Annotated in this window: 19 protein-coding genes and 1 tRNA gene; 4 read left to right on the top strand and 16 right to left on the bottom strand. The window is 60.3% G+C overall.

What is annotated here, in order from left to right:
- Positions 1-2: 2 nt before the first annotated feature.
- The 13 genes from HMJ39_RS10770 to HMJ39_RS10710 all read right to left on the bottom strand — a co-directional run bounded on the left by HMJ39_RS10770 (position 3) and on the right by HMJ39_RS10710 (position 16062).
- Positions 3-1751: a restriction endonuclease subunit S gene (locus HMJ39_RS10770; protein WP_194297306.1), complete on the bottom strand. Its 1749-nt coding sequence runs from the start codon at positions 1749-1751 to the stop codon at positions 3-5.
- Complete coding sequence (locus tag HMJ39_RS10765) at positions 1748-3232, bottom strand: type I restriction-modification system subunit M (protein ID WP_194297305.1); 1485 nt, start codon at positions 3230-3232, stop codon at positions 1748-1750. The genes HMJ39_RS10770 and HMJ39_RS10765 overlap by 4 nt, the downstream gene beginning before the upstream one ends.
- A 3-nt stretch (positions 3233-3235) precedes the next feature.
- On the bottom strand, positions 3236-4048 hold the full coding sequence (locus HMJ39_RS10760; RefSeq protein WP_194297304.1) for an HNH endonuclease: 813 nt from the start codon (positions 4046-4048) through the stop codon (positions 3236-3238).
- Positions 4041-6449, bottom strand: a complete 2409-nt coding sequence (gene hsdR, locus HMJ39_RS10755; RefSeq protein WP_194297303.1) for an EcoAI/FtnUII family type I restriction enzme subunit R — start codon at positions 6447-6449, stop codon at positions 4041-4043. Before hsdR ends, HMJ39_RS10760 begins: the two co-directional genes overlap by 8 nt.
- Before the next feature lie 219 nt (positions 6450-6668).
- On the bottom strand, positions 6669-7241 hold the full coding sequence (locus tag HMJ39_RS10750) for a YagK/YfjJ domain-containing protein (RefSeq protein WP_194297302.1): 573 nt from the start codon (positions 7239-7241) through the stop codon (positions 6669-6671).
- Positions 7242-7781: 540 nt separating this feature from the next.
- On the bottom strand, positions 7782-8060 hold the full coding sequence (locus HMJ39_RS10745) for a helix-turn-helix transcriptional regulator (protein WP_194297301.1): 279 nt from the start codon (positions 8058-8060) through the stop codon (positions 7782-7784).
- Between the two features lie 89 nt (positions 8061-8149).
- Entirely contained in the window at positions 8150-8839 is a 690-nt protein-coding gene (locus HMJ39_RS10740; RefSeq protein WP_194297300.1) for a hypothetical protein, read from the bottom strand.
- 41 nt (positions 8840-8880) lie between these two features.
- Positions 8881-10101 carry a tyrosine-type recombinase/integrase gene (locus HMJ39_RS10735; RefSeq protein ID WP_194297299.1) on the bottom strand — a complete coding sequence of 407 codons (1221 nt, stop codon included), beginning with the start codon at positions 10099-10101 and terminating at the stop codon, positions 8881-8883.
- 174 nt (positions 10102-10275) lie between these two features.
- A tRNA-Ile gene (locus tag HMJ39_RS10730) sits at positions 10276-10352 on the bottom strand.
- 54 nt (positions 10353-10406) lie between these two features.
- Positions 10407-12311: an RNA polymerase sigma factor RpoD gene (gene rpoD, locus HMJ39_RS10725; protein ID WP_161384081.1), complete on the bottom strand. Its 1905-nt coding sequence runs from the start codon at positions 12309-12311 to the stop codon at positions 10407-10409.
- 131 nt (positions 12312-12442) lie between these two features.
- The gene (gene dnaG / locus HMJ39_RS10720) at positions 12443-14368 is read right to left on the bottom strand and encodes a DNA primase (protein WP_194297298.1); all 1926 of its coding nucleotides are present in this window, start codon (positions 14366-14368) and stop codon (positions 12443-12445) included.
- A 33-nt stretch (positions 14369-14401) separates the two neighbouring features.
- The gene (locus tag HMJ39_RS10715; RefSeq protein ID WP_194297297.1) at positions 14402-15028 is read right to left on the bottom strand and encodes a carboxymuconolactone decarboxylase family protein; all 627 of its coding nucleotides are present in this window, start codon (positions 15026-15028) and stop codon (positions 14402-14404) included.
- Positions 15025-16062: an AraC family transcriptional regulator gene (locus tag HMJ39_RS10710; RefSeq protein WP_194297296.1), complete on the bottom strand. Its 1038-nt coding sequence runs from the start codon at positions 16060-16062 to the stop codon at positions 15025-15027. Before HMJ39_RS10710 ends, HMJ39_RS10715 begins: the two co-directional genes overlap by 4 nt.
- Positions 16063-16211: 149 nt before the next feature.
- Between HMJ39_RS10710 and HMJ39_RS10705 the strand changes: the two genes are divergently transcribed.
- Positions 16212-17066, top strand: a complete 855-nt coding sequence (locus HMJ39_RS10705) for an SDR family oxidoreductase (RefSeq protein WP_194297295.1) — start codon at positions 16212-16214, stop codon at positions 17064-17066.
- Positions 17067-17076: 10 nt separating this feature from the next.
- On the opposite strand, the gene HMJ39_RS10700 is transcribed toward HMJ39_RS10705, so the two are convergent.
- Together HMJ39_RS10700 and rpsU are read right to left on the bottom strand one after the other, a co-directional pair.
- Positions 17077-17523 (bottom strand): GatB/YqeY domain-containing protein, encoded by a 447-nt coding sequence (locus HMJ39_RS10700; protein WP_194297294.1) that lies wholly within the window; start codon positions 17521-17523, stop codon positions 17077-17079.
- Positions 17524-17562: 39 nt separating this feature from the next.
- On the bottom strand, positions 17563-17778 hold the full coding sequence (gene rpsU / locus HMJ39_RS10695; protein ID WP_014993329.1) for a 30S ribosomal protein S21: 216 nt from the start codon (positions 17776-17778) through the stop codon (positions 17563-17565).
- 203 nt (positions 17779-17981) lie between these two features.
- Between rpsU and tsaD the strand changes: the two genes are divergently transcribed.
- On the top strand, positions 17982-19013 hold the full coding sequence (gene tsaD, locus HMJ39_RS10690; protein ID WP_194297293.1) for a tRNA (adenosine(37)-N6)-threonylcarbamoyltransferase complex transferase subunit TsaD: 1032 nt from the start codon (positions 17982-17984) through the stop codon (positions 19011-19013).
- Between the two features lie 74 nt (positions 19014-19087).
- Here the strand turns inward: tsaD and plsY are convergent, their stop codons facing one another.
- Complete coding sequence (plsY, locus tag HMJ39_RS10685) at positions 19088-19702, bottom strand: glycerol-3-phosphate 1-O-acyltransferase PlsY (protein ID WP_256244673.1); 615 nt, start codon at positions 19700-19702, stop codon at positions 19088-19090.
- Between the two features lie 47 nt (positions 19703-19749).
- Here plsY and folB point away from each other — a divergent pair, with 47 nt between their 5' ends.
- Both folB and folK read left to right on the top strand, forming a co-directional pair.
- Complete coding sequence (folB, locus tag HMJ39_RS10680; protein ID WP_194297292.1) at positions 19750-20106, top strand: dihydroneopterin aldolase; 357 nt, start codon at positions 19750-19752, stop codon at positions 20104-20106.
- On the top strand, positions 20106-20597 hold the full coding sequence (folK, locus tag HMJ39_RS10675) for a 2-amino-4-hydroxy-6-hydroxymethyldihydropteridine diphosphokinase (RefSeq protein ID WP_194297291.1): 492 nt from the start codon (positions 20106-20108) through the stop codon (positions 20595-20597). The genes folB and folK overlap by 1 nt, the downstream gene beginning before the upstream one ends.
- Positions 20598-20975: the final 378 nt, after the last annotated feature.

The raw sequence follows: 20975 nt of genomic DNA, 5'->3' as shown, positions 1-20975 counted from the left end.
CTTTATTGGAGGGCGCTTCCCACAATGGTTTCAGCCAGTTGGCAGCGGGTTTTGCTGACCTGATTGAGGCTTTTCTGTAGCCGGTTGCATAAGGTCATTAGCTCATCGACTTTTTGGACAATGCGCTCTTGCTCCTGAAGAGGGGGGATGGCAACGGGTATCTCTTTTAATTTTGATGCTTTTATACCTGTTGCCGTCATGCCGGTAGCATTCTTTACAAGTTGTTCCTGAAACGGAGAGGCCATAATCTGAATCAGCATGAATTGGGCGATTTCAGGGGTGTGCCACTGAAAACAAATGGTGCGCTGAGCCAATGCGAACTCTTCGTCCAAATTGACTATTGCAGCATTTCCTAAAGGGGCTTCTGGAGTAAATAAGAGATCATTTGTTCGAGGAAATCCACGAGTCATCCAATCTGTGTAATCTTGCTCGCTGATAAACTCCTCTGGAGTTAGGTCAATGTATCCTTGTCGAATGTTCTTGGCGGTAATTAACCGCTTTCCCCGGTTGATTTTTCGAGGTGTCTTTCCTCGGTAATCGATGAACTTGGCTGTGTTTCCTAACCTTATCCATGTCCAATTTTCAGGTATGGATAGGTATGTATCATCAGGGTCTATTGTCTCTCTGGCCTTTGTCTTCATGTTTTTTTCTTTGGCCAACCGGTCTCTGGTATCTAAAATTCTAGAGATTAAAGAACTAGCTTTTTCCCCTTGATCGTTTTGTTCAACAAGCAACCCCATAACCGCCAACTGCAAGATGGTCTGCTTGAGCTTGTCGATGCTCTGTTCGGTGGTGAATAGAGTGTCGCAGTGGGCGGCGAGGCGGGTCCAGTTTTCGGCCAGTTCGGTGGCGTTTTGGGATTGGGTCAGAGTGCCGAGGAGGGTGTCCACGAGGGTGTCGTGGGCGTCGATCTGGTCGCTGGTTTGCTGTTCCAGGCGGTCGCAGAGGGCCATTAGCTCGTCGACTTTTTGGACGATGCGGTGTTGTTCTTCAGTTGGCGGTAGAGGCAATGGGGTTGAGCTAAAGTAATCCTTTGGCACACGCTTTTGGCCAGCAGACCCGGTCATTACTTTCTCACCCGCGATCAGAAAACGGGGGGACTTTAAGAACAGGATTAGGTAGTATGGATTAACCGCATTGCTGAGAGGGCGGGCTACATGGAGTTCGGTTGTCCCTGCTCCCAGACCATTTATGAGCCCTCTGAATACAGCTGCTTTACTGTTTTCAAAGCATGGAGTGATTTTGGCTAAAGCCACATCTCCATCCGCAAAATGGGTGTACCCCTTCTTGATTTTTCCCCAAGGCTTAGTTTCATGCCCGTGATAACCATGATATGAGGTGGTGATTAATGGCATTGGAACAAACGATGCTTTCGTAGCATCTTCAGCGCTATTTCGAGGGTTTATCTCAGCGATAGAACCCAGTCGGGTCCAAACCCAATTTGAGGGTAACTTTGATGGTTTCTCATCAGCTGAAACATTCGGCAATGGTTTTGAGTTCTTGATTTTTTTCTTGCGAATGAGCTCTTTGCGCCTCAGCTGGAGATCTTCAAGGACCTCACAAGCGGGTGTTTCTGAGACTAGTTGTGGAACGATTTTCCCATGGCAGGCCAGCTCTAGGATTAAATGCCGGAGTTTATGTATACCCGTAAGCTCAATTTTTTTATTGCTTCCGCGTCCGCTAGTAATTCTTTTGGTTATAGCTCCAGTCCATAGATCTAGGTTATCTGTAATCAGCGTCTCAGCGCTCATGCCGCCCCCTCTTGATCTGAGCGGCCCAGGGCCTCCGTCAGAATTCCTTTCAACTGATCCCGAATCTCCTGAATCTCCGCCTGCTGCTGCTCATACTTGGCCAGCAGCTCATCTGGATCATGATTTTCTTCCTCGGCCTGCCAGGGGTTCTTGATGTCCAGGTTGTAGCTGCGCTCGCGAATTTCGTCGATGCTGACCTTCCAGGCCTGCTCAGTCTCTTTCCGGCTGGCAAAGCCGTTTGACTCATCACCCCACCAATCCATTTCGGTCTGGAATTCTTCAAACTTCATTGGCTTGGTCTTGCTATAGCTCTTGTAGCCCTCTGGATAGGGGTGTTCGTAGTACCAGACGGTTTCGGTCGGTTTCCCCTTGGTAAAGAACAGCAGGTTGGTCTTGATGCCGGTATAGGGGCTGAAAACGCCGTTGGGCAACCGAACGATGGTGTGAAGATTACATTCGGTGAGCAGCTTTTCCTTGAGGCGAGTTTTCATGCCTTCGCCGAACAGGAAGCCATCCGGCAGGACCACGGCGGCGCGGCCACCGCTCTTGAGCAGCTGGATGAACAGCGTCATGAACAGGTCGGCGGTTTCGCGAGTACGGAAGGCCTGGGGGAAGTTGGTCTCGATGCCATCCTCTTCCATGCCGCCGAAGGGCGGGTTGGCGACGATAACGTCCACGCGCTCTTTGGGGCCCCAGCTAATCAGGGGGCGGGCCAGGGCGTTGTCATGGCGGATCTGGTTCGGTACCTCGATGCCATGGAGGATCATGTTGGTGGTGGCCAGGAGGTGAGGCAGCGGCTTCTTCTCGATGCCGTGGATGGTGCGCTGGAGGACCTGTTCGTCGTCCACGGTGCTGACGTAGTGCTGGCGCTTGTGGTCGATGCTACAGGTTAGGAAGCCGCCGGTGCCGCAGGCCGGGTCCATGATGCTCTCGTCCAGCTTTGGGTCGACGCGATTCACCATAAAGCGCGTCATGGCCCGAGGGGTGTAAAACTCACCGGCGTTACCGGCGCTCTGTAGGTCTTTGAGTATTTGCTCGTACACATCCCCCAGCTCGTGGCGCTCGGAGGATTTGTTGAAGTTGATGCCTTCCTGAATCTTGTTGATGACCTGCCGGATCAGCTGGCCGGATTTCATGTAGTTGTAGGCATCCTCGAACACGGCCCGGATCACAAAGGCGCGTTGGTCGTTGCCCTTGGCTTCCAGTTTCTGGAGGCCGGGGAACAGGGTGTTGTCGAGGAAGGCTTTAAGCTCGTCACCGGTGATGCCTTCGGCATCTGCGGCCCAGTTGCGCCAGCGTAGAGCCTCAGGGATGGGCGACTGGTAGTTATCATCCATCAGCTCCCATTCTTCTTCACGGGCGTCATAGATCTTGAGAAACAGCATCCAGACCAGCTGGCCAATACGCTGGGCGTCCCCGTCGACGCCCACGTCTTTGCGCATGATGTCCTGGATGGATTTGATAACGGTGGAAATGCTCACGGATTATCCTTTAAATTCGTTGTCGCGATGCCAGGTGAGGTATTCCTGATGTTGGACATCGAGTTTTCGGAGTTTCATTTTTGGTGTGATGCCAAAATCGCTGGCCTCGCTAAACCCTTTGGAAATTAGGATGTCGCCCTGGTAGGAAAAGGTAATCAAGCCGCTATCAAAGGCAGCATCCAAATTCGCGGACAGCAGTAGACCGTTGTAGGGATTAAGGCGTTCTTTATTGTTGGAAAAGCGCCAGGGCTTCATGTGTGAGGCTTTCAATAGTTCTGGCTGGTGGGCGCCGGTGACAGCGCAGCCTTCCCAATAGCTAAGGAGGGCCTTGCGATACTTGCCTTGACCAATGCGTGCCAGTGCCAGCCTTGCTTTCTCTGTTTCAGAGAGAGAGGCGCTTTCCGGCTCATGGCTGCCGTCGAAATACGACAGGTCCGAAACATCCAAATCACAGACCAAGGTTAACAGTTTGGCGAGGGCTTGTTTGTTTTCAACACTTACTGGCAGCCCCCTATAATTGATCTTACCTCTGGAAGAGATGCCCTGAGGGAAGTCTCTGAGATTGGAGTTGTGGAAGAAGGCTTCCCGGTTCGGATAAACACCTTCAATCCCGCCAATCGTGTCGAGGAGAGGTAGCCACTCTGGTCTCAATACAAGGGGCTCTTTGATTACAGGGCTATCTTCATTTCCTTTGCCTGAGGGCGTTTTCACATAGACAGTCGTTTCGCCATGAGTGAACTTGGCTATTCTTACTTTAATGTCCGGCGTAAACCCTGCTTGGACAAGGCAATCTTGTAACTCGAGTGAATTAAGCATTCTGGCTATAGATCTCTGCTTCCAGGTCATTAACGGCTTTCAGGTAGCCGTCTTTGTCGCCAAAGGCGCTAACTAGCTCGGGGAGGGTGCCGAACTGTCGGAACGGGTCGAGCTGGAGGACTTTGATGTCTTCCACTTCCTCGATGCCGGCATCGGCGTATTTGTCCAGCAGGGTTTCCAGCACTTGCCGGGCCTGGCCCTCGTAGCGGGCGAAGTAGTTGCGCTTCTTGACGTTCTCGGCCCGCTCTTTGCGAGAGAGCGGCGGTTGGCCGTAGGCCACATGACAGACGAGATCGAAGGGGCCAGCGTGTTTCCCCGTCTTGCGCTCCACTTCTTCGGCCAGGGCTTCCCAGGGGACCCCTTGTTCGGCCAGCTCTTCGATCACCACCTGTTTGCGCTCGGATTCGCTCCAGCGGCGTAGGAAGTCGTCCAGGGAAGCGAACCTGTCCGTCACTTTCTTCTTCGTGTAATCGTGAAGGCTCTCAGTGATGAGTTTTCCGTCCGGGCCCAGGTATTGGACCCGCTCCGCGACGACCTTAACTTCCACGTTATCGACAATGAATGTCTCGCGGCGCTTGGTTTGCTGTTCCTCGGCATCAAGGGCTTCAACGCCAGGCGCGTCATCGGTATGCCAGCCGTCCTCTGTATCCATACGGTCGTACTCGCCGCGCTCCTCGCGTACGCCGTGAATCGTTTCATCCTCGGGTACGATATCGTCATCGCGTCCAACCTCATAGACCTTCACTGGGTCGCCATCGAAGGCCGGATCGGCGAACAATTCGGTGGCCTTCTTGAAGTCCATGATGGTGAACCAGTGCTTCTTGTAGTCATCGTTAATCCGGGTGCCGCGCCCGATGATTTGCTTGAACTCGGTTATGGATTGGATGCTTTGATCCAGGACGATGAGTTTACAGGTCTGGGCATCCACCCCGGTGGTCATCAGCTTGCTGGTGGTGGCGATGACTGGGTAACGCTCTTCCGGGTTGATGAAGTTGTCCAGCTCGGCCTTGCCCTCGTTCTCATCGCCCGTGATACGCATGACGTACTTGCGGTTTTCGACGACGCGTTTGGGGTTCAGGTTCACCAGGGCCTGGCGCATGCGTTCGGCGTGGTCGATGTTCTCGCAGAAGATGATGGCCTTCTGGTACGGGTCGGTCCGCTCCATGAAGTGGGTGACGGTGGCGGCGACGGTTTCCGCTCGTCTCTTCAGTACCAGGGTCTTGTCGAAGTCCTTGGCATTGTAGATGCGGTCCTCAATGAGCTTGCCGTCGGTGTCGAGTTGCCCTTTCTCGGGTCGCCAACCTTGAAGGTCCTTATCCAGGTCCACCCGTATGACCTTGTAGGGGGCAAGGAAGCCGTCCTCGATCCCCTGCTTTAAAGAGTAGGTATAGATCGGTTCTCCGAAGTAGTCGGTGTTAGAAACGTCCTTGGTTTCCTTGGGGGTGGCGGTGAGGCCCACATGGGTGGCGGAGGAAAAATAATCCAGAATCTCCCGCCAGGCGGAGTCCTCGGCGGCGCTGCCACGGTGGCATTCGTCGATGACCACCAGATCGAAGAAATCCCGCGAGAACTGCTTGTAGATGTTTTTCTCTTCCTCGCTGCCGGTGACGGCCTGATAGAGGGAGAGGTAGATCTCGTAGGACTTCTCGATCTTGCGCTTGGAGACCTTAGTCATGGCGTCGCCAAACGGTTTGAAGTCGTTGCTTTTGGTCTGGTCGACAAGAATGTTGCGGTCAGCCAGGAACAGGATGCGTTTCTTCTGGCGGGCCTTCCATAACCGCCAGATAATCTGGAAGGCGGTATAGGTTTTGCCGGTGCCGGTGGCCATCACCAGCAGGATGCGGTCCTGCCCGCGTGCTACGGCCTCCACGGTGCGATTGATGGCGTTGATCTGGTAGTAGCGCGGTGTGCGGCCGCTGCCATCGTCGTAGTAGGGTTGCTCGACAGTTTCCTGAGCTGCGCCGTCCAGGCCTTTCCATTGGCAATAGCGGGCCCATAGAGTTGCCGGGGAGGGGAATTCTTCCAAGGTGAGCTCGGTCTCGGTCTTCCCGCCCAGCCCGGTGCGGTCGTGAAACAGGAAACCGTCCCCGTTGCTGGAGAAGACGAAGGGGGCGTCCAGGGCGTCGCTGTAGGCCAGAGCCTGTTGCATACCGTCGCCCAGGCTGTGTTTGTTGTCCTTGGCCTCAATGATGGCGATGGGCTGGTTCTTCTGATAGCTGAGCACGTAGTCTGCGCGCCGTTGCTTAGCGCGGGTATGTAAGCGCCCACGTACCAGGATTCGCCCGGCAGTAAAGGAAAACTCCTCCCTGATTTGGTCCTGGATGTCCCAGCCGGCTTTCTGGACGGCCGGGGTGATAAATTTCGTACAGATGTCTCTTTCGCTGAGTTTCTTCTTATCCATACGCTCAGTCGTCCCCCTTTGAGGCATCAATAGGGCTGCGGCCGGGATGCCAAATTTGAGATTCAATCGTACTATGTTGGTCGGGGTGGAGCCATTCCTGGGGCGCTGCTGAGTATTACCGAATCAACGCCTCGAGAAGAATGCGCTAGGCGCCCCGGTGCGCGAGAAGCAGTGCCAACGGGGTGTCATACCTGGTATGACACCTTCCGCCTATTGGCTTCATGCCCGGAACTTAATGTGGCTTCGGTTGTAGCTGTTGCTCGCCGGGTCCTGTTTGCCCTTGCCCCTCTCCTTGGCCAGGTAGGAGCCACGCTTGAAGGCTGCGTTGTACTCCGCCTGATTGCCCCGGTGAATCAGGTAATAGCAGTGTTGAGGTGTATAGGGCTTGGGCCAATCCCACTTTTCCGCTATCTCTTCTGCCAGTTTGATGATCCTGGACGGGTGGCGCACGGTATGACCGTCCAGCATGAGGATCAGGTGGTAGTGCTGATTTTCTGCCTTCTCCTGCTCTCTTACCCAGAGGTAAGCGATACGCTTGGTCTGGTAGCGGCGCGATAGTCGCTTCTTCAGTTTTCGCAGCAAGTCCGACATGGGCCGGTTGTCGCCTCGGTAATCGCGTTGGCGTACGTCGAGCCGGAGAAACATGATCCGCGAGTAGTGGCTCATCATGGCATCCATTTGGCTTTTGAGCGCTACTAGTATTTCTTCAAAGCACCCAAGCCGCTGGCTGGCGTTGATGGGCAGCTCCTTGCCGCCAAGATTGACCGTTTGTGCCCTGATTACCTTCCGCAATCCATTGGCCGTGCGCCGGCGGCCACTTGGTGTTTGGAGTGGGGAGTAACCCTTATATAGATACTATGAATAACCGTCTGTGGATAAGTTCGGCCTGAACTGCCTAAGCCCCATTCGGGCAGGGCCTTGCGGCCCTGTGCTGTTCGCAAATTGGGGTAAAGTATTGGCAGCAGACACCTCTGCTCTGCCGTCGTGCGCGGTTGCTGGCGGATCATACTTCGACCCCCCAGTGTTTCAGCAGCGCTGCCGCTCTTGCTCGGGAGGTCGCGGCGAGACGGTAGTTTGTGACTTTCGCGGGACCGCCGAACCGGCTTGGGAGCGCGATGGTTACCCTATCGAAATCAAGGTGATGCTCATTCGCCAAAGCACTAATGGTAGAGTTCAGCGCTGTGTCGCCAAGCCTGATTGCCTCGAATCGATGAAGCGACTCACCTTGGTATAGAACGGCGAGGATTCGAGCGATCTTGAGGGGCTGTCGGACCCCAGTTTTGGCGCCGGTCTCGGCTCGGGAGTGCGGTATGAGAGTCGCGTGGTGGTCCATTACGCGCTCTCCTGTGCCAGATACTGGCGGATGTCTTCTACGCGCCATACTGTGATCCGGCCCGGCAGCCGCTTGGGCTGAGGGAACTCGCCTTTTTCGACTTTGCGCCACAGGGTGGAAGCTGCGATGGGGATGATGGCCGGAATGCCCTCTTTGGGCGTTAGAGGGCGCTTTCCGCTTAGGCGGTTGGACTCGGCTTGTTCCGGGGAGACGGCCTGCTGGCCGATGATCTGCTTGAGCCGAAGATACCCGGTTTCAGGGAGTGTCGTGGTATTCATTGATACGCCTCCGTGTCTTAATGGACGACGTATCCCATTCTTGTCATTTCAGTCTTTATGAATACTAGGTCTGCGCGATACGCACTTGATTACCCTTTTTTCGGCTTTCTGCCAGGTTCCTGCCTGTCATGTTTCCCCAGCCAGGTTTTTAGCGTGTGATCATTTACACTGAAGTTGGATTCTTTGCGCATGGCTTTGACTTGGTCTGCTCGAGTAGAAATTGAGAAGCCGGGTTGCTCAATTTTCAGGCGGTCATAAAGCTTCAGTGAGCGCTCCTTCTCCATGCGGTTGGTCTCATTTTTTCTGGATCCTGCGGCCGATCTTTGCTGTTTATGGCGAGTAGATTCGTGTTGGAACGCTCCAAAGCCTGACATGGAGCCTGTGGCTAGCCACGAGGTTCGAGAGAATCTTAGGAGGTTTTCGAAGACCAAAAGGAGTTCTGGCTCGCCGCTTGGCGAGGAAGCCAGGGCGTGTATTTGATCAATGATCTCTTCCGCTTTTTGTATGGCATGCTGCTCCGGTGGTGAGCTCGATTTACCAATGGGTTCAGTTGTTGTGCTCTCCTTTTTCAAGGTTATGACCGCATTTTCCAGCGCTGTTAGATGGCTGAAACGTCTTTTGGGGCTTTTTTCCAGAGCTAAAGCATGCTCAAACGCAGTTATGAGCTCTCTGTATCCTAGAACAAAATTAAACGTTGAGCTCTCACCGAAGACCGACATGACGGTGTCGTCATCATCGGCGAAAAGTGGTGGTGCCAGAGTCGACTTCTTCTTGCTCATGGCATGACCTCGTTTGATTTACTTCTCTTAGGAAAAAGGTGCTACTGCCCTGCCTGGGGCATAGGGATGATTTTTGCGCCCGCCTTGAGCTCGTCCAGATAGTCTGCCCAGCTCTGCATCATCTCGATCCGGGCCTTCAGGTGGCTGGTGCGGTTATACGCTCTGCCGTTGGCATCTTTTACGGCGTGAGCCAGCTGGTGTTCAATCCAGTCAGTCCGGTAATCCAGCACTTCATCCAGTATCGTTCTGGCAGTGGCCCGGAAGCCGTGAGGTGTCTGGGTCGCGTTGTCGTAGCCGAGGTCGCGCAAAGCGGTTCTGACGCCATTCTCGGAAAGACAGCGGCTTGCCCCGCGAGCGGAAGGGAAAACGTAACGTCCTCGGCCTGTCAGGGGGTGAATTTCTTCAAGAAGCGCCAAAGCCTGGCGGCTGAGTGGGACAATATGGGCATGGCGCATTTTCATTTTCTCAGCCGGGATCTCCCAGCGTTTCTCGCCCCAATTGATCTCGCTCCACTCCATGGCGCGAATTTCCCCGGGCCGCTGGAAAAGGATAGGGGAGAGCAGGAGGGCTGTCTTAACAACCTGTCCGGAGGTGCTGCCATCCATTGCTCTGAGCAATCGGCCCAACTCTATGGGGTCAGTAATAGCCGCTAGGTGCTTTGTCTTGGGGCTGGTCAGCGCGCCTTTAAGGTCTGCGCTGGGGTCGCGCTCGGCTCGGCCTGTTTGTACGGCATAACGGAAAACCTGGCCCGCCGTCTGTTTTGCCCTGTGCGCGGTATCTACGGTGCCTCGGCTCTGGATGCGGCGGAGTGCCGCCAGCACCTCGGTCGCCTTGATTTCAGCAATGGGGCGGCTTCCCAATGTGGGGAACAGGTTGCGTTCCAACATGCGCAATGCCCGATTGCGGTGGCCGGGAGACTTGTCGCTCATGTGGCTTTCAAACCACTCACGGCCTATGGCTTCAAAGCTTTCCTCGGCTGAGAGGTGGCGCGTTAGTTTAGCCACACGCTTTTCTGCGTTGGGGTCGACTCCATATGCAATTTTTGATCTCGCCTCCTGGTGGGCGAGTCGCGCTGCTTTCAAGGAGACCTCAGGATAAACGCCAAGAGCCAGAGTTTTCTCCTTGCCGGCAAAACGGTACTTATGCCGCCAGTACTTTTGGCCTTTTGGCGTGACCAGGAGGTAGAGACCGTTGCCGTCGGCCATTTTGTATTGTTTGTCTTTGGGTTTGGCTTGTTTGGCTGCGGTAGCGGTTAGTTTCATGCGTCCTCCCTTTGGGGGTATCTGCCTTGGCGTCCCCGGAAATGCCCCCGGATGTACCCCTTTTTCTGGGGGTATGTCCGTGGATGTCATGGGACGTGATAAGACGCACTATACTGAATGGGGCCCAGGAATAAAGGGGTTTGGGGCGCAATGAGATTTGAAGGGAGGAGAAATTGGTGGGCCCACCAGGACTTGAACCTGGAACCAACGGATTATGAGTCCGCTGCTCTAACCAGTTGAGCTATAGGCCCCAAAAAAAACGGCCCGGGCGGCGGTGCCGTCCGGGCCGGTAGTTATATACCAGCTTACATATCCGCGTCCAGGAAGCTGCGGAGATGTTCGCTGCGCGAGGGGTGGCGGAGCTTGCGCAGCGCCTTGGCCTCTATTTGTCGGATCCGCTCCCGGGTCACGTCGAACTGCTTGCCGACTTCTTCCAGGGTGTGGTCGGTGTTCATGTCGATGCCGAAGCGCATGCGCAGCACCTTCGCCTCGCGGGCGGTGAGGTTGGCGAGCACTTCCCGGGTGGCCTCTTCCAGGCCCAGGGAGGTGGCGGAGTCCACCGGGGAATCCATGTTGCCGTCCTCGATGAAGTCGCCCAGGCTGGAGTCCTCGTCGTCGCCGATGGGGGTCTCCATGGAGATCGGCTCCTTGGCGATCTTCAGTACCTTGCGCACCTTGTCTTCCGGCATTTCCAGGCGCACGCCCAGTTCTTCCGGGGTCGGCTCGCGGCCCATTTCCTGGAGCATCTGGCGCTGCACGCGGTTGATCTTGTTGATCGTCTCTATCATGTGCACCGGAATCCGGATGGTGCGGGCCTGGTCCGCGATGGAGCGGGTGATGGCCTGCCGGATCCACCAGGTGGCATAGGTGGAGAACTTGTAACCGCGACGGTATTCGAACTTGTCCACGGCCTTCATCAGGCCGATGTTGCCTTCCTGGATCAGGTCCAGGAATTGCAGGCCGCGGTTGGTGTACTTCTTGGCGATGGAGATCACCAGGCGCAGGTTGGCCTCGACCATTTCCTTCTTGGCGCGGCGGGCCTTGGCTTCGCCGATGGAGATGCGGCGGTTGATCTCCTTGATGTCCGCCACCGGCAGGCCGACGATTTCTTCCAGGGTGAGGATCTTGCGCTGGTTGCGCTGGATGTCTTCCTTCATCAGGCCCAGCTTGCCGGCGAAGTCCTTGGACTTCTTGCCCTTCACCTGGTTGTCGACCCACTCCAGGTTGGTCTCGTTGCCGGGGAACACCTTGATGAAGTCGCGGCGCGGCATGCCGGCGCGGCGGATCGCCAGGGTCATGATCTGACGCTCGAACTTGCGCACCGTGTCCAGGTGGTTGCGGGCGGCGTTGAGCAGCTCGTCGTAGATGCGCGGCACCAGCTTGAACAGGGTGAAGTGATCGGCGAGGGATTCCAGGGCCTTGGCGGTGCTGGCGTGGTCGCGGCCGTTGCGCTTCAGGGAGCGCTCGGCTTTCTCGTAGCGCTTGCGCAGCTCGCTGAAGCGCTCCGCGGCCAGTACCGGATCCAGGCCGCCTTCGTCTTCCTCTTCCTCGTCGTCCTTGTCCTTGTTCTCCTTGTCCTCGTCGTCGTCCTCTTCCTCGTCTTTTTCCTTCTTGGCGGCCTCGGCTTCCTCCTTCTTCTTCTGGCTGAAGCGGGGCTCCTTGTTGGCGTTGGTGGCGGCGGCGCCGTCGTCGTCCGGGTCCAGGTAGCCGGCGATCACGTCGGTGAGCTTGCGCTCCTCGTCGGTGATGCGCTGGTATTCGTCCAGGACCATTTCCACCGCGCCGGGCCAGTAGGCCATGGCGTGCATCACTTCCCGGGTGCCTTCCTCGATGCGCTTGGCGATCTCGATCTCGCCTTCGCGGGTCAGCAGTTCCACGGTACCCATTTCGCGCATGTACATGCGCACCGGGTCGGTGGTGCGGCCGGGTTCGTTTTCCACGGAGGCGAGGACGGCGGCGGCTTCCTCGGCGGCCATCTCGTCGGTGCTTTCCGCACTTTCGTCCATCATGATCTGATCGGCATCGGTGGCTTTCTCGACCACGCTGATGCCCATGTCATTGATCATCTGGATGATGTCTTCCACCTGATCCGTGTCGGTGATGGACTCGGGCAGGTGGTCGTTCACCTCGGCGTAGGTCAGGTAGCCCTGTTCCTTGCCCAGCGCGATCAAAAGCTTCAGCTGTGATTGCTGCTGTTTCTGAGACGTCATGCGAAAAGTCCGTAGGTTGACGAGGTGTCGTTGGTAAACGGCATATTATACGTGGATATGGGGGCTGGAGCCAGTTTGGTCAAGTCCCCCGGTCTTCACGCCGGCGTGGCCGGCGGCGCCTCCGGAGGGCTTCAGCCGGGGCCCTGGCGGGCCCGGGAGCGGGCCTGGGAGAGCGCCTGGATCAGCTCGCCAAGGCGGGCCGCATCGGGATCGGGGCGGCGCTGCTCTTTTTCAAGGGCCTGCTCCAGGGCCATGATGCGCAGGTGGCCCAGGGCGTCCTCCCAGTAGCGGCGCGCCACGTCCGCGTCCATGGGCGGTTTGAGGGCCTCGCGCAGCAGCGCCGACAGGGATTCGCCGTGGTCCAGGGCCATGGCGGCGCCCAGCAGGGCGGCCGGGGAGCCGGTCTGGTCCCGGGCGGTGGCGGCCACCTGCAGCAGCAGGTCGCGCTGATCCAGCTCCAGCTGATCCAGGCCCTCCGGCAGGGGGTGCTCCACCAGCACTTCCGGGTGGGAAAGCAGCACCAGCACCAGCCGTTCCACCAGGGTCAGGCCCCCGGGGGCGGGCCGGCGGGCCGGGCGGCGCGGGGCGCGGGCCGGTGGCGCCTCCCCGGGGAAATCCGCCCAGTCCGGCGGCGGGCCCGGATCGTCGTCCGGTGGCGGTGCGTCCCAGGGGCCGGGATCCGCCTCCCGGGGGGGCGGTTCCGGGCGGGTCGGGGGCGGTGCCGGGGCGGCCCGGCGCGGTTTGGGCAGGTTTTCGCGGAGCTTTTCCAGGGCGCTCCGTTCCAGGCGGGTGAGCCGCGCCAGTTCCTCCTCCAGCAGGGCCCGGTAGACGGGGCCGGCGGGTTTGTCGAGGAACGGCAGGGCCAGTCGCGCCAGGCGGGCGCGGCCGTCCACGGTGTTCAGGTCCAGCCCCTCGGAGAGGTGACGGAACAGGTAGGTGGCCAGGGTGTCGGCTTTGTCAGTGAGCGCTAACAAGGCCTCCGGACCCTGGGCGCGCACCAGGGTGTCCGGGTCCTCGCCCTCGGGCAGGAACAGGAAGCGGGCCTGCTTGCCGTCGTCCAGGGCCGGCAGGGCGGATTCCAGGGCCCGCCAGGCGGCGCGCCGGCCGGCGTTGTCGCCGTCGAAGCAGAACACCACCTCGTTGACCTGCCGGAACAGCAGGTGGCAGTGGTCCTCGCTGGTGGCGGTACCCAGGGTGGCCACTGCGTTGGGTACGCCGTGCTGGGCCAGGGCGATCACATCCATGTAGCCCTCCACCACATAGAGGCGGTCGGTCTTGTCCCGGCTCTGGCGCCATTCCCACAGGCCGTACAGTTCCTTGCCCTTGTGGAAGACGGGGGTTTCCGGGCTGTTCAGGTATTTGGGCTTGCCGTCGCCGAGCACCCGGCCGCCGAAGCCGATGGTGCGTCCGCGGCCGTCGCGGATCGGAAACTGGATGCGGTCGCGGAATTTGTCGTAGGTGCGGCCGCTGTCTTCCCGGCGCACCAGCAGGCCGGCGGTGAGGGCCTGTTCGATGCCCTCGTTGTCCAGGCTCAGGCCCTGGCTCAGGTTGTCGTAGCCCGGCGGCGCGAAGCCCAGGCCGTAGCGGGCGGCGATCTGGCCGGTGAGGCCGCGGCCCTTGAGGTAATTCACCGCTTTCTGGCGCTCCGGGGCGTTCTTGAGCTGCTGGCGGTAGAAGCGTTCCGCCCGGGCCAGCAGGTCGTACAGGGTCTGCAGGCGGTCGCGGCGGGCTTTTTCCTTGCGGGCGTCGCCGCCGCCCTCCCGGGGCACTTCCAGGCCGGCCCGGGTGGCCAGTTGCTCCACCGCTTCCGGAAAGCTGAGGTGGTCGTATTCCATCAGGAAGCCCACGGCGTTGCCGGAGGCGCCGCAGCCGAAGCAGTAGTAGAACTGCTTGTCCGGGGCGACGGTGAAGGAGGGCGTCTTTTCCTGGTGGAAGGGGCAGCAGGCGGAATAGTTGCGGCCGGCCTTCTTCAGTGGCACGCGGGAATCGATCAACGCCACCAGATCGGTGCGCGCGAGCAAGTCCTGGATGAAGTGTTCGGGAATGCGGCCGGCCATGGGGCGCAATCTTCCGCCTGTCGGTGGTTTTGATCAAGTGGCCAGATTCAGACGCCGATAGAGGTCCTGCAATATCCGCTCCACCGTCGGTTCCGCCTCGATGCCGGAGTTGATCAGCAGGCCGGCCACCATTTCATAATGGCCGATCAGCATTAGTAGCTCGATCAAATCCGCTTGCGAGTAGCGTTCCGTAAGCGCTCGCCAGGTGTCGCCGTCAATCAGCTTCGTGGCGCAGGATTGGTCGCAGGCGCGCATCAGCAGGCGATCATCGTCATTATCGATGTCATCGGGCGCACGGGTGATGGCCAGGATTTCCTGATCCTGGACGCCCACACGTAGCGCGATATCCACGTGCTGGGCCCATTCATAGCGGCTGCGACAGCGCCAGGCCACGCGCAAGATGATCTTCTCACGCACCGGGGCGGGCAGGCGGCCCCAGGGCATCAGGCGCGAGGCGAAGAACAGCCAGCCCCAGAAGATCCTTGGGTTGAGATGAATGACCGGGAACACCAAGGGCAGGTCGGGGCGGCCGAACAGCCGTGATACGCGTGACACGGAGCGAAACACCAGGCCGCGTTCGCGCGGCGGCGGTGCAGGCAGGCGTGGCGAGGCCGGGGCGGCCCAGCCGAATTCGGGTTGCAGCGGGTCCGGAGTGGTCATGATGAGGTCTCCTTGCGATAACGGCCCGGCGTCAGACCGGTGTGTCGGCGAAACCAGCGAATCAGCGATTGGCGTGACTGTAGGCCCAGGTACATCGCCACTTCGTCGAGGGGGGCGTTGCTCTCGTGCAGCAAGACGCGCGCGCGCGCCAGGCGCACCGCGTCCAGTAATGCCTGGAAGCTACTTCCTTCGGCACTCAGCCGTCGGTGCAGACTGCGTTCGCTGAGACCCAACTGGTGTGCGATTTCGATGGCCGAAGGATCTTGTTCACCGAGCATGGCGGTAAGCAGCCGGCGCACCTCGCCGCTCAGTGGCGCGGGTTGGTGACGGTGCCGGAGCAACTCATCGGCGTGCCGTTCCAGGGCGTGGCGGATGGCCGGGTCGCCGTGCCTCAAGGGCTGGTCGAGCAAAGCGGCGCGCACCACGATTCCGGCGCTGGGCCGCTCGAAGTATACCGGGCAACGAAACAGATCCTGATACTTAGTGCGCTCAGCCCGGCGGCATGGGGCCGGGTGGGGGAAGCTCACCATCAGCGGGAAGTCGGAGTGGACGGGTAGCAGGGCGCGGGCCAGGGTTACCAGGCTGGCGAGGACATATTCCCGGGCGTGACGGCGAAACCGGGGGCTGCCGGCACGGCATTCCCAGCGAATCGCCATGCGGCCAGGGGCGGGCACCAGTGATACCTGACCGATGTCGCTGAGCAGACCGTTGTAGCGTACCAGCAATTCCAGCACATCGGCGAAGCGTGGCGAGCTCTGCGTCAACAGGCCCAGCACGCCGAAGGTCGCGGGCTGGATATCACGGGCCAGCAGCAGGCCGATGGGGTGATCCGGCGAGGCCGCCGTGAGCTGTTCGAGCAGAGGTTCCAGGGTGGTGACCGCAAGGGTGGCCTCGGGGTCATCCAACTGCGCGGCCGAGATGCCGAGGTGTTTCAGCAAGGCGCCACTGTCCAGTCCGACGGCGTCGCCGTGGGCTAGAAAATGCTTCAGGTGACGAATCGACACCCAGTGCTTTATCGCATCGCCGGATGGCATCGGTAGCGGCCTCTTTTTTCGCAGTATGTCACAAATTCCGCCGCTTTCAGGGGGGGGGGCGGGAAAGGTCCCTTACATTGGCATTATCCGCTACCTCATTGGTGGTGCGGTCGTGACAGCATACGATCAGTATGCAGTAGGAGACTCCGATGAAGCATTTTAACGACAAGCTTTGCTTGATCACCGGCGCCGCGAGCGGCATCGGCCGGGCCACGGCCCTGGCGTTGGCCGGCGAAGGGGCGCGCCTGTGTCTGGCCGATCTCAACCGGGAGGCACTGGAGGCAACCGCGCGCCGTGCCGAGAGCATCAGTGGCCGGACGGTGGTGCGTCGGACATTGGACATTGCCGATGAGCAGGCGGTGTTCGAGCTGGCCGCGGAGGTGCAGGAGCGCGAGGGCGCGGTGGATGTGGTCATGAACATCGCCGGCATTTCCATTTGGGGCACCATCGAAAACCTGGAATCACGACATTGGCGCAAGCTGGTTGAGATCAATCTGATGGGGCCCGTGCACGTGCTGCGCGCTTTTCTGCCGGCGATGATCGAACGGGGTCGAGGGGGGCACGTGGTCAATGTCTCCTCCGCGGCGGGGCTGTTCGGCCTGCCCTGGCATGCGGCCTACAGCGCCACCAAATTCGGGTTGCGTGGCATCAGCGAGGTACTGCGTTTTGATCTGCGCCACCACGACATCGGAGTGAGTCTGGTTTGCCCCGGCGGGGTGGACACCGGTCTGGTTCGGACCATCGACATCGTCGGCGTGGACCGGGAAGACCCGGAGGTGCAAGCCATGACCCAGCGCTTCCAGCGCCATGCGGTGACATCCGAGAAAGCGGCGGCGGCGATTCTTAAGGGGGTGCGGCGTAACCGCTACATGGTATTTACGTCGCTGGATATTCGCATGGGCTACTGGTTCCAGCGCAAATGCGCCTGGCCCTACGAAATTGCCATGCGAGTGCTGAGTACACGGGTATTCGGGTTGGCCCGAAAGCTGGCGGCGCCGAAATAGTTGTTGGGGATCAGCCCAGGCGGGCCTTGACCTTGCCGCTGACGGCGCCGATGTCGGCGCGGCCCTGCAGTCGCGGCTTGAGCTCGCCCATCACCTTGCCCATGTCCTGCATGCCGGCGGCGCCGGTTTGGGCGATGGCGTTATCGATCAGAGCGTCGATTTCCGCCTCGGTGAGGGGGGACGGCAGGAATTCCTGGAGCACCGCGATTTCCGCTTCCTCCACCTCGGCCAGATCGGCCCGGTTGGCGTCGCGGTATTGTCTGGCGGCGTCCTTGCGCTGTTTGATCTGCTTGTCGAGCAGCGCCAGAACGCGCGCGTCGTCCAGCTCGATGCGTTCATCCACCTCGACCTGCTTGATCGCGGCGGTGGCCATGCGAAGGGTGCCCAGGCGTGCTTTGTCCTTCGCACGCATGGCGTCCTTGACGGCGGCGTTGAGCTGATCCTTGAGCGCGCTCATGACGAAACCGGAAACGCCGGGCGGGGCCCGGCGTTGTCCTTAGTACAGGCGCTTACGCGCCAGCTGCTCGCGCTGGAGCTTTTTCAGGTGACGCTTTACAGCGGCGGCCCGCTTGCGCTTGCGCTCCTGGGTGGGCTTCTCGTAGTTCTCGCGACGACGGACTTCGGAGAGCACACCGGCTTTTTCGCAGGAACGCTTGAAACGGCGCAGGGCCACGTCGAAGGGTTCGCCTTCTTTCACTTTCACCTGAGGCATGAAGTATCACCTACCTTGAATATTGAATATTGCGGTTAATTGGGGCTGTCGGGGCTCAGGTGTCCCTGGGGTGGCGGTCGACCACCCAGACAGCAAGGCGCGAATTCTACCTGAGCGCGGAGAAAATGCAAAGCACCGGCCCAGGCGGTATCATGCGCGCCCCGGCCGGGCATCGCGCCCGGGCCGGCCGAACGGGAGCAAACATGCGCGTATTGGGCATCGAATCCAGCTGCGACGAGACCGGCGTCGCCCTCTATGACACCGAGCATGGCCTGCTGGGCCAGGCGCTGTTCAGCCAGATCGACATGCACGCCGCCTACGGGGGCGTGGTGCCGGAGCTGGCCAGCCGCGACCATGTGCGCCGCGTGCTGCCGCTGATCCGTCAGGTGCTCAGCGAGGCCGGCTGCGGGCCGGAGCAGGTGGACGGCGTCGCCTTCACCGCCGGGCCGGGCCTGGCCGGGGCCCTGTTGGTGGGCGCCGGCGTGGGCCGTTCCCTGGCCTACGGCTGGGGCGTGCCGGCGGTGCCGGTGCACCATATGGAAGGCCATCTGTTGGCGCCGTTGCTAGAGGACGACGGCCCGGATTTCCCGTTCGTGGCGCTGCTGGTCAGCGGCGGCCACTCCCTGCTGTTGGAAGCCCGCGCCCTGGGTGACTACCGGCCCCTGGGCGAGTCCGTGGACGACGCCGCCGGCGAGGCCTTCGACAAGGTCGCCAAGATGATGGGCCTGGGCTACCCGGGCGGGCCGCGCATCGCCGCCCTGGCGGAAAAAGGCGAGGCGGGCCGGTTCCGCTTCCCGCGACCGATGACCGACCGGCCCGGCCTGGACATGAGCTTTTCCGGGCTCAAGACCTTCACCCTCAACACCATCAATGACCTGGGCGGCGCCGACGCCCTGTCCGACCAGGACCGGGCGGACATCGCCCTGGCGTTCCAGGAAGCGGTGGTGGATACCCTGGTGATCAAGTGCCGGCGGGCCATGGAGGCGGCCGGCGCCGAGCGGCTGGTGGTGGCCGGCGGCGTCAGCGCCAACCGCTCGCTGCGCGAGAAGCTGGACGCGGCCATGGCCAAACGGGGTGTGCGCGTCTATTACCCGGGGCTGGCCTACTGCACCGACAATGGCGCCATGATCGCCTACGCCGGCGCCCTGCGGCTGGCCGCCGGCGAGCACAGCGATCTGCCGATCGCGGTGCGCCCACGCTGGCCACTGGCGGAATTGGCGCCGCTGAGCGCCTGATCGCGGGCTTTCATCGCGACTGAAGTCGCTCCTACAAGGTCCGTTGTAGGAGCGACTTCAGTCGCGATCAGCCGCTACCGCTTACCGCGGAACCCCAGTTCCTCGCCGCTGAGCAGCTTGGCCAGGTTGGTGCGGTGGCGGAACACCATGATCGCGGTGAGCGCCGCCATGGGCCAGAACGCCGCCGGCAGCCAGAACCACAGGCTGATGGGCGCCGCCACGAAGGCGCTCAGCGACGCCACCGAGGAAATTCGCGTCAGCGCGAACACCACCAGCCAGACGCCGCCGGCCACCAGGCCACTGGGCCAGTGCAGCGGAAACAGCAGGCCGAAGGCGGTGGCCACGCCCTTGCCGCCACGGAACTGGAAGAACACCGGGAACAGGTGGCCCAGGAAGGCGCAGAAGCCCACCAGGGCGGCGCCGAAGGCGCTCAGGCCCAGGCCGTAGGCCACCGCCACCGGGATCGTGCCCTTGAGCACGTCGCCCAGCAGGGTGAGGGCGGCGGCGGGCTTGCCGCCGATGCGCAGCACGTTGGTGGCGCCCGGGTTGCTGGAACCTTCGGTACGCGGGTCCGGATAGCCGAACAGCCGGCACACCAGAATGGCGCTGGAAATCGAACCCAGCAGATAGGCGGCCGCGCACAAAGGCAGCAGCCAGACTCCGCTTTCCTGTAATGCTAAGGTGTCCACCGGCTATAATCCCGCTACGAAATCCCGGGGCATTATCAAGGACCAGCATGGACATCGTCTATATCAGCGACCTGAAGGTGGACACGGTGATCGGCATCTACGACTGGGAGCGCCGCATCCGCCAGACCGTGAGCCTCGACCTGGAGATGGTCGCGGACATCTCCCGCGCCGCCGCCAGCGACCACATCGATGACGCCTTGAATTACAAGGCCATCGGCAAGCGCATCATTCAGTACATCGAGGACAGCGACTTCCAGCTGGTGGAAACCCTGGCCGAGCGGGTCGCCCAACTGGTGCTGGAGGAATTCGGCGTCGCCTGGCTCAAGCTGCGGCTGAGCAAACCCGGCGCCCTGCGCGGCTCCCGCGACGTGGGCGTCATCATCGAACGCGGGGAGCGAACCTGATGCCCACGGTGTACCTGAGCCTCGGCTCCAACATCGACCGCGACCACAATATCCGCTCCGGCCTGGATCAGCTGGCCGCTGAATTCGGCGCGCTGGGCCTCAGCCCGGTGTACGAAAGCGAAGCGGTGGGGTTCAGCGGCGACGCCTTCTACAACCTGGTGGCGTCCCTGGACACGGATCTGCCGGTGGGCGAGCTGGCCGAGCGCCTGCACGCCATCGAGCGCGCCCACGGCCGGGTGCGCGGCGAAAAGAAATTCGCCAGCCGCACCCTGGACATCGACATCCTCACCTACGGTGACCTCACCGGTGACGTGGACGGCGTGGAACTGCCCCGTGGCGAGATCCTCAAGCACGCCTTCGTGCTGCGCCCGCTGGCCGACCTGGCCCCGCGCACCGAGCACCCGGTGCTGAAGCGCACCTACGCGGCGCTGCTCGAGGACTATCGCTTCCCCGAACAGCGCCTGTGGCAGGTGCCGTTCGTCTGGCCCTGAGCGGGCTCAGGGAGACGGGCTCAGAAGGGCGTCAGCATCGGGCCGATGGCTTCCGTGATCCACTGCTCGAATTCCTCGCAGGTGTAATGGGTGCCCACGCCGTCCGCGGTAATGCGACTGCCCTGGCCGTTTTGTTCACTAACGCAATGCCGGGTTCGCCCGGTTCCGGATCCGGGCGGTAATTATCGTCTTCGCAGGCGGTGAGCAGTACGGAGGCGCACAGCACGGCGGGCACGCCCCAGCGGATCGCCGGAGCGTGGCGGCAAGAATAAAGTCTTATTTTCCCTATCCCAAGACAATTTTTTCTTAAGTTTTATGGAGATAATGCAATAAAAAATTGTTGAGGAAGCCTATCGGGGTAGGAATGAAGAGGAAAAT

This window comes from Alloalcanivorax profundimaris, from assembly GCF_015265435.1.
In the GTDB taxonomy this organism is placed as follows: Bacteria; Pseudomonadota; Gammaproteobacteria; order Pseudomonadales; family Alcanivoracaceae; genus Alloalcanivorax; species Alloalcanivorax profundimaris.
Note: the sequence above shows the minus strand (reverse complement) of the source record. Positions and strands in the feature narration are given on the sequence as shown.

What these genes read in the sequence shown, in the direction of transcription:
- HMJ39_RS10770 (WP_194297306.1), bottom strand. Translation starts at nt 1,751, where the DNA reads ATGAGCGCTGAGACGCTGATTACAGATAACCTAGATCTATGGACTGGA.
- HMJ39_RS10760 (WP_194297304.1), bottom strand. Translation starts at nt 4,048, where the DNA reads ATGCTTAATTCACTCGAGTTACAAGATTGCCTTGTCCAAGCAGGGTTT.
- hsdR (WP_194297303.1), bottom strand. Translation starts at nt 6,449, where the DNA reads ATGGATAAGAAGAAACTCAGCGAAAGAGACATCTGTACGAAATTTATC.
- HMJ39_RS10745 (WP_194297301.1), bottom strand. Translation starts at nt 8,060, where the DNA reads ATGAATACCACGACACTCCCTGAAACCGGGTATCTTCGGCTCAAGCAG.
- HMJ39_RS10740 (WP_194297300.1), bottom strand. Translation starts at nt 8,839, where the DNA reads ATGAGCAAGAAGAAGTCGACTCTGGCACCACCACTTTTCGCCGATGAT.
- HMJ39_RS10735 (WP_194297299.1), bottom strand. Translation starts at nt 10,101, where the DNA reads ATGAAACTAACCGCTACCGCAGCCAAACAAGCCAAACCCAAAGACAAA.
- rpoD (WP_161384081.1), bottom strand. Translation starts at nt 12,311, where the DNA reads ATGACGTCTCAGAAACAGCAGCAATCACAGCTGAAGCTTTTGATCGCG.
- dnaG (WP_194297298.1), bottom strand. Translation starts at nt 14,368, where the DNA reads ATGGCCGGCCGCATTCCCGAACACTTCATCCAGGACTTGCTCGCGCGC.
- HMJ39_RS10715 (WP_194297297.1), bottom strand. Translation starts at nt 15,028, where the DNA reads ATGACCACTCCGGACCCGCTGCAACCCGAATTCGGCTGGGCCGCCCCG.
- HMJ39_RS10710 (WP_194297296.1), bottom strand. Translation starts at nt 16,062, where the DNA reads ATGCCATCCGGCGATGCGATAAAGCACTGGGTGTCGATTCGTCACCTG.
- HMJ39_RS10705 (WP_194297295.1), top strand. Translation starts at nt 16,212, where the DNA reads ATGAAGCATTTTAACGACAAGCTTTGCTTGATCACCGGCGCCGCGAGC.
- HMJ39_RS10700 (WP_194297294.1), bottom strand. Translation starts at nt 17,523, where the DNA reads ATGAGCGCGCTCAAGGATCAGCTCAACGCCGCCGTCAAGGACGCCATG.
- rpsU (WP_014993329.1), bottom strand. Translation starts at nt 17,778, where the DNA reads ATGCCTCAGGTGAAAGTGAAAGAAGGCGAACCCTTCGACGTGGCCCTG.
- tsaD (WP_194297293.1), top strand. Translation starts at nt 17,982, where the DNA reads ATGCGCGTATTGGGCATCGAATCCAGCTGCGACGAGACCGGCGTCGCC.
- folB (WP_194297292.1), top strand. Translation starts at nt 19,750, where the DNA reads ATGGACATCGTCTATATCAGCGACCTGAAGGTGGACACGGTGATCGGC.
- folK (WP_194297291.1), top strand. Translation starts at nt 20,106, where the DNA reads ATGCCCACGGTGTACCTGAGCCTCGGCTCCAACATCGACCGCGACCAC.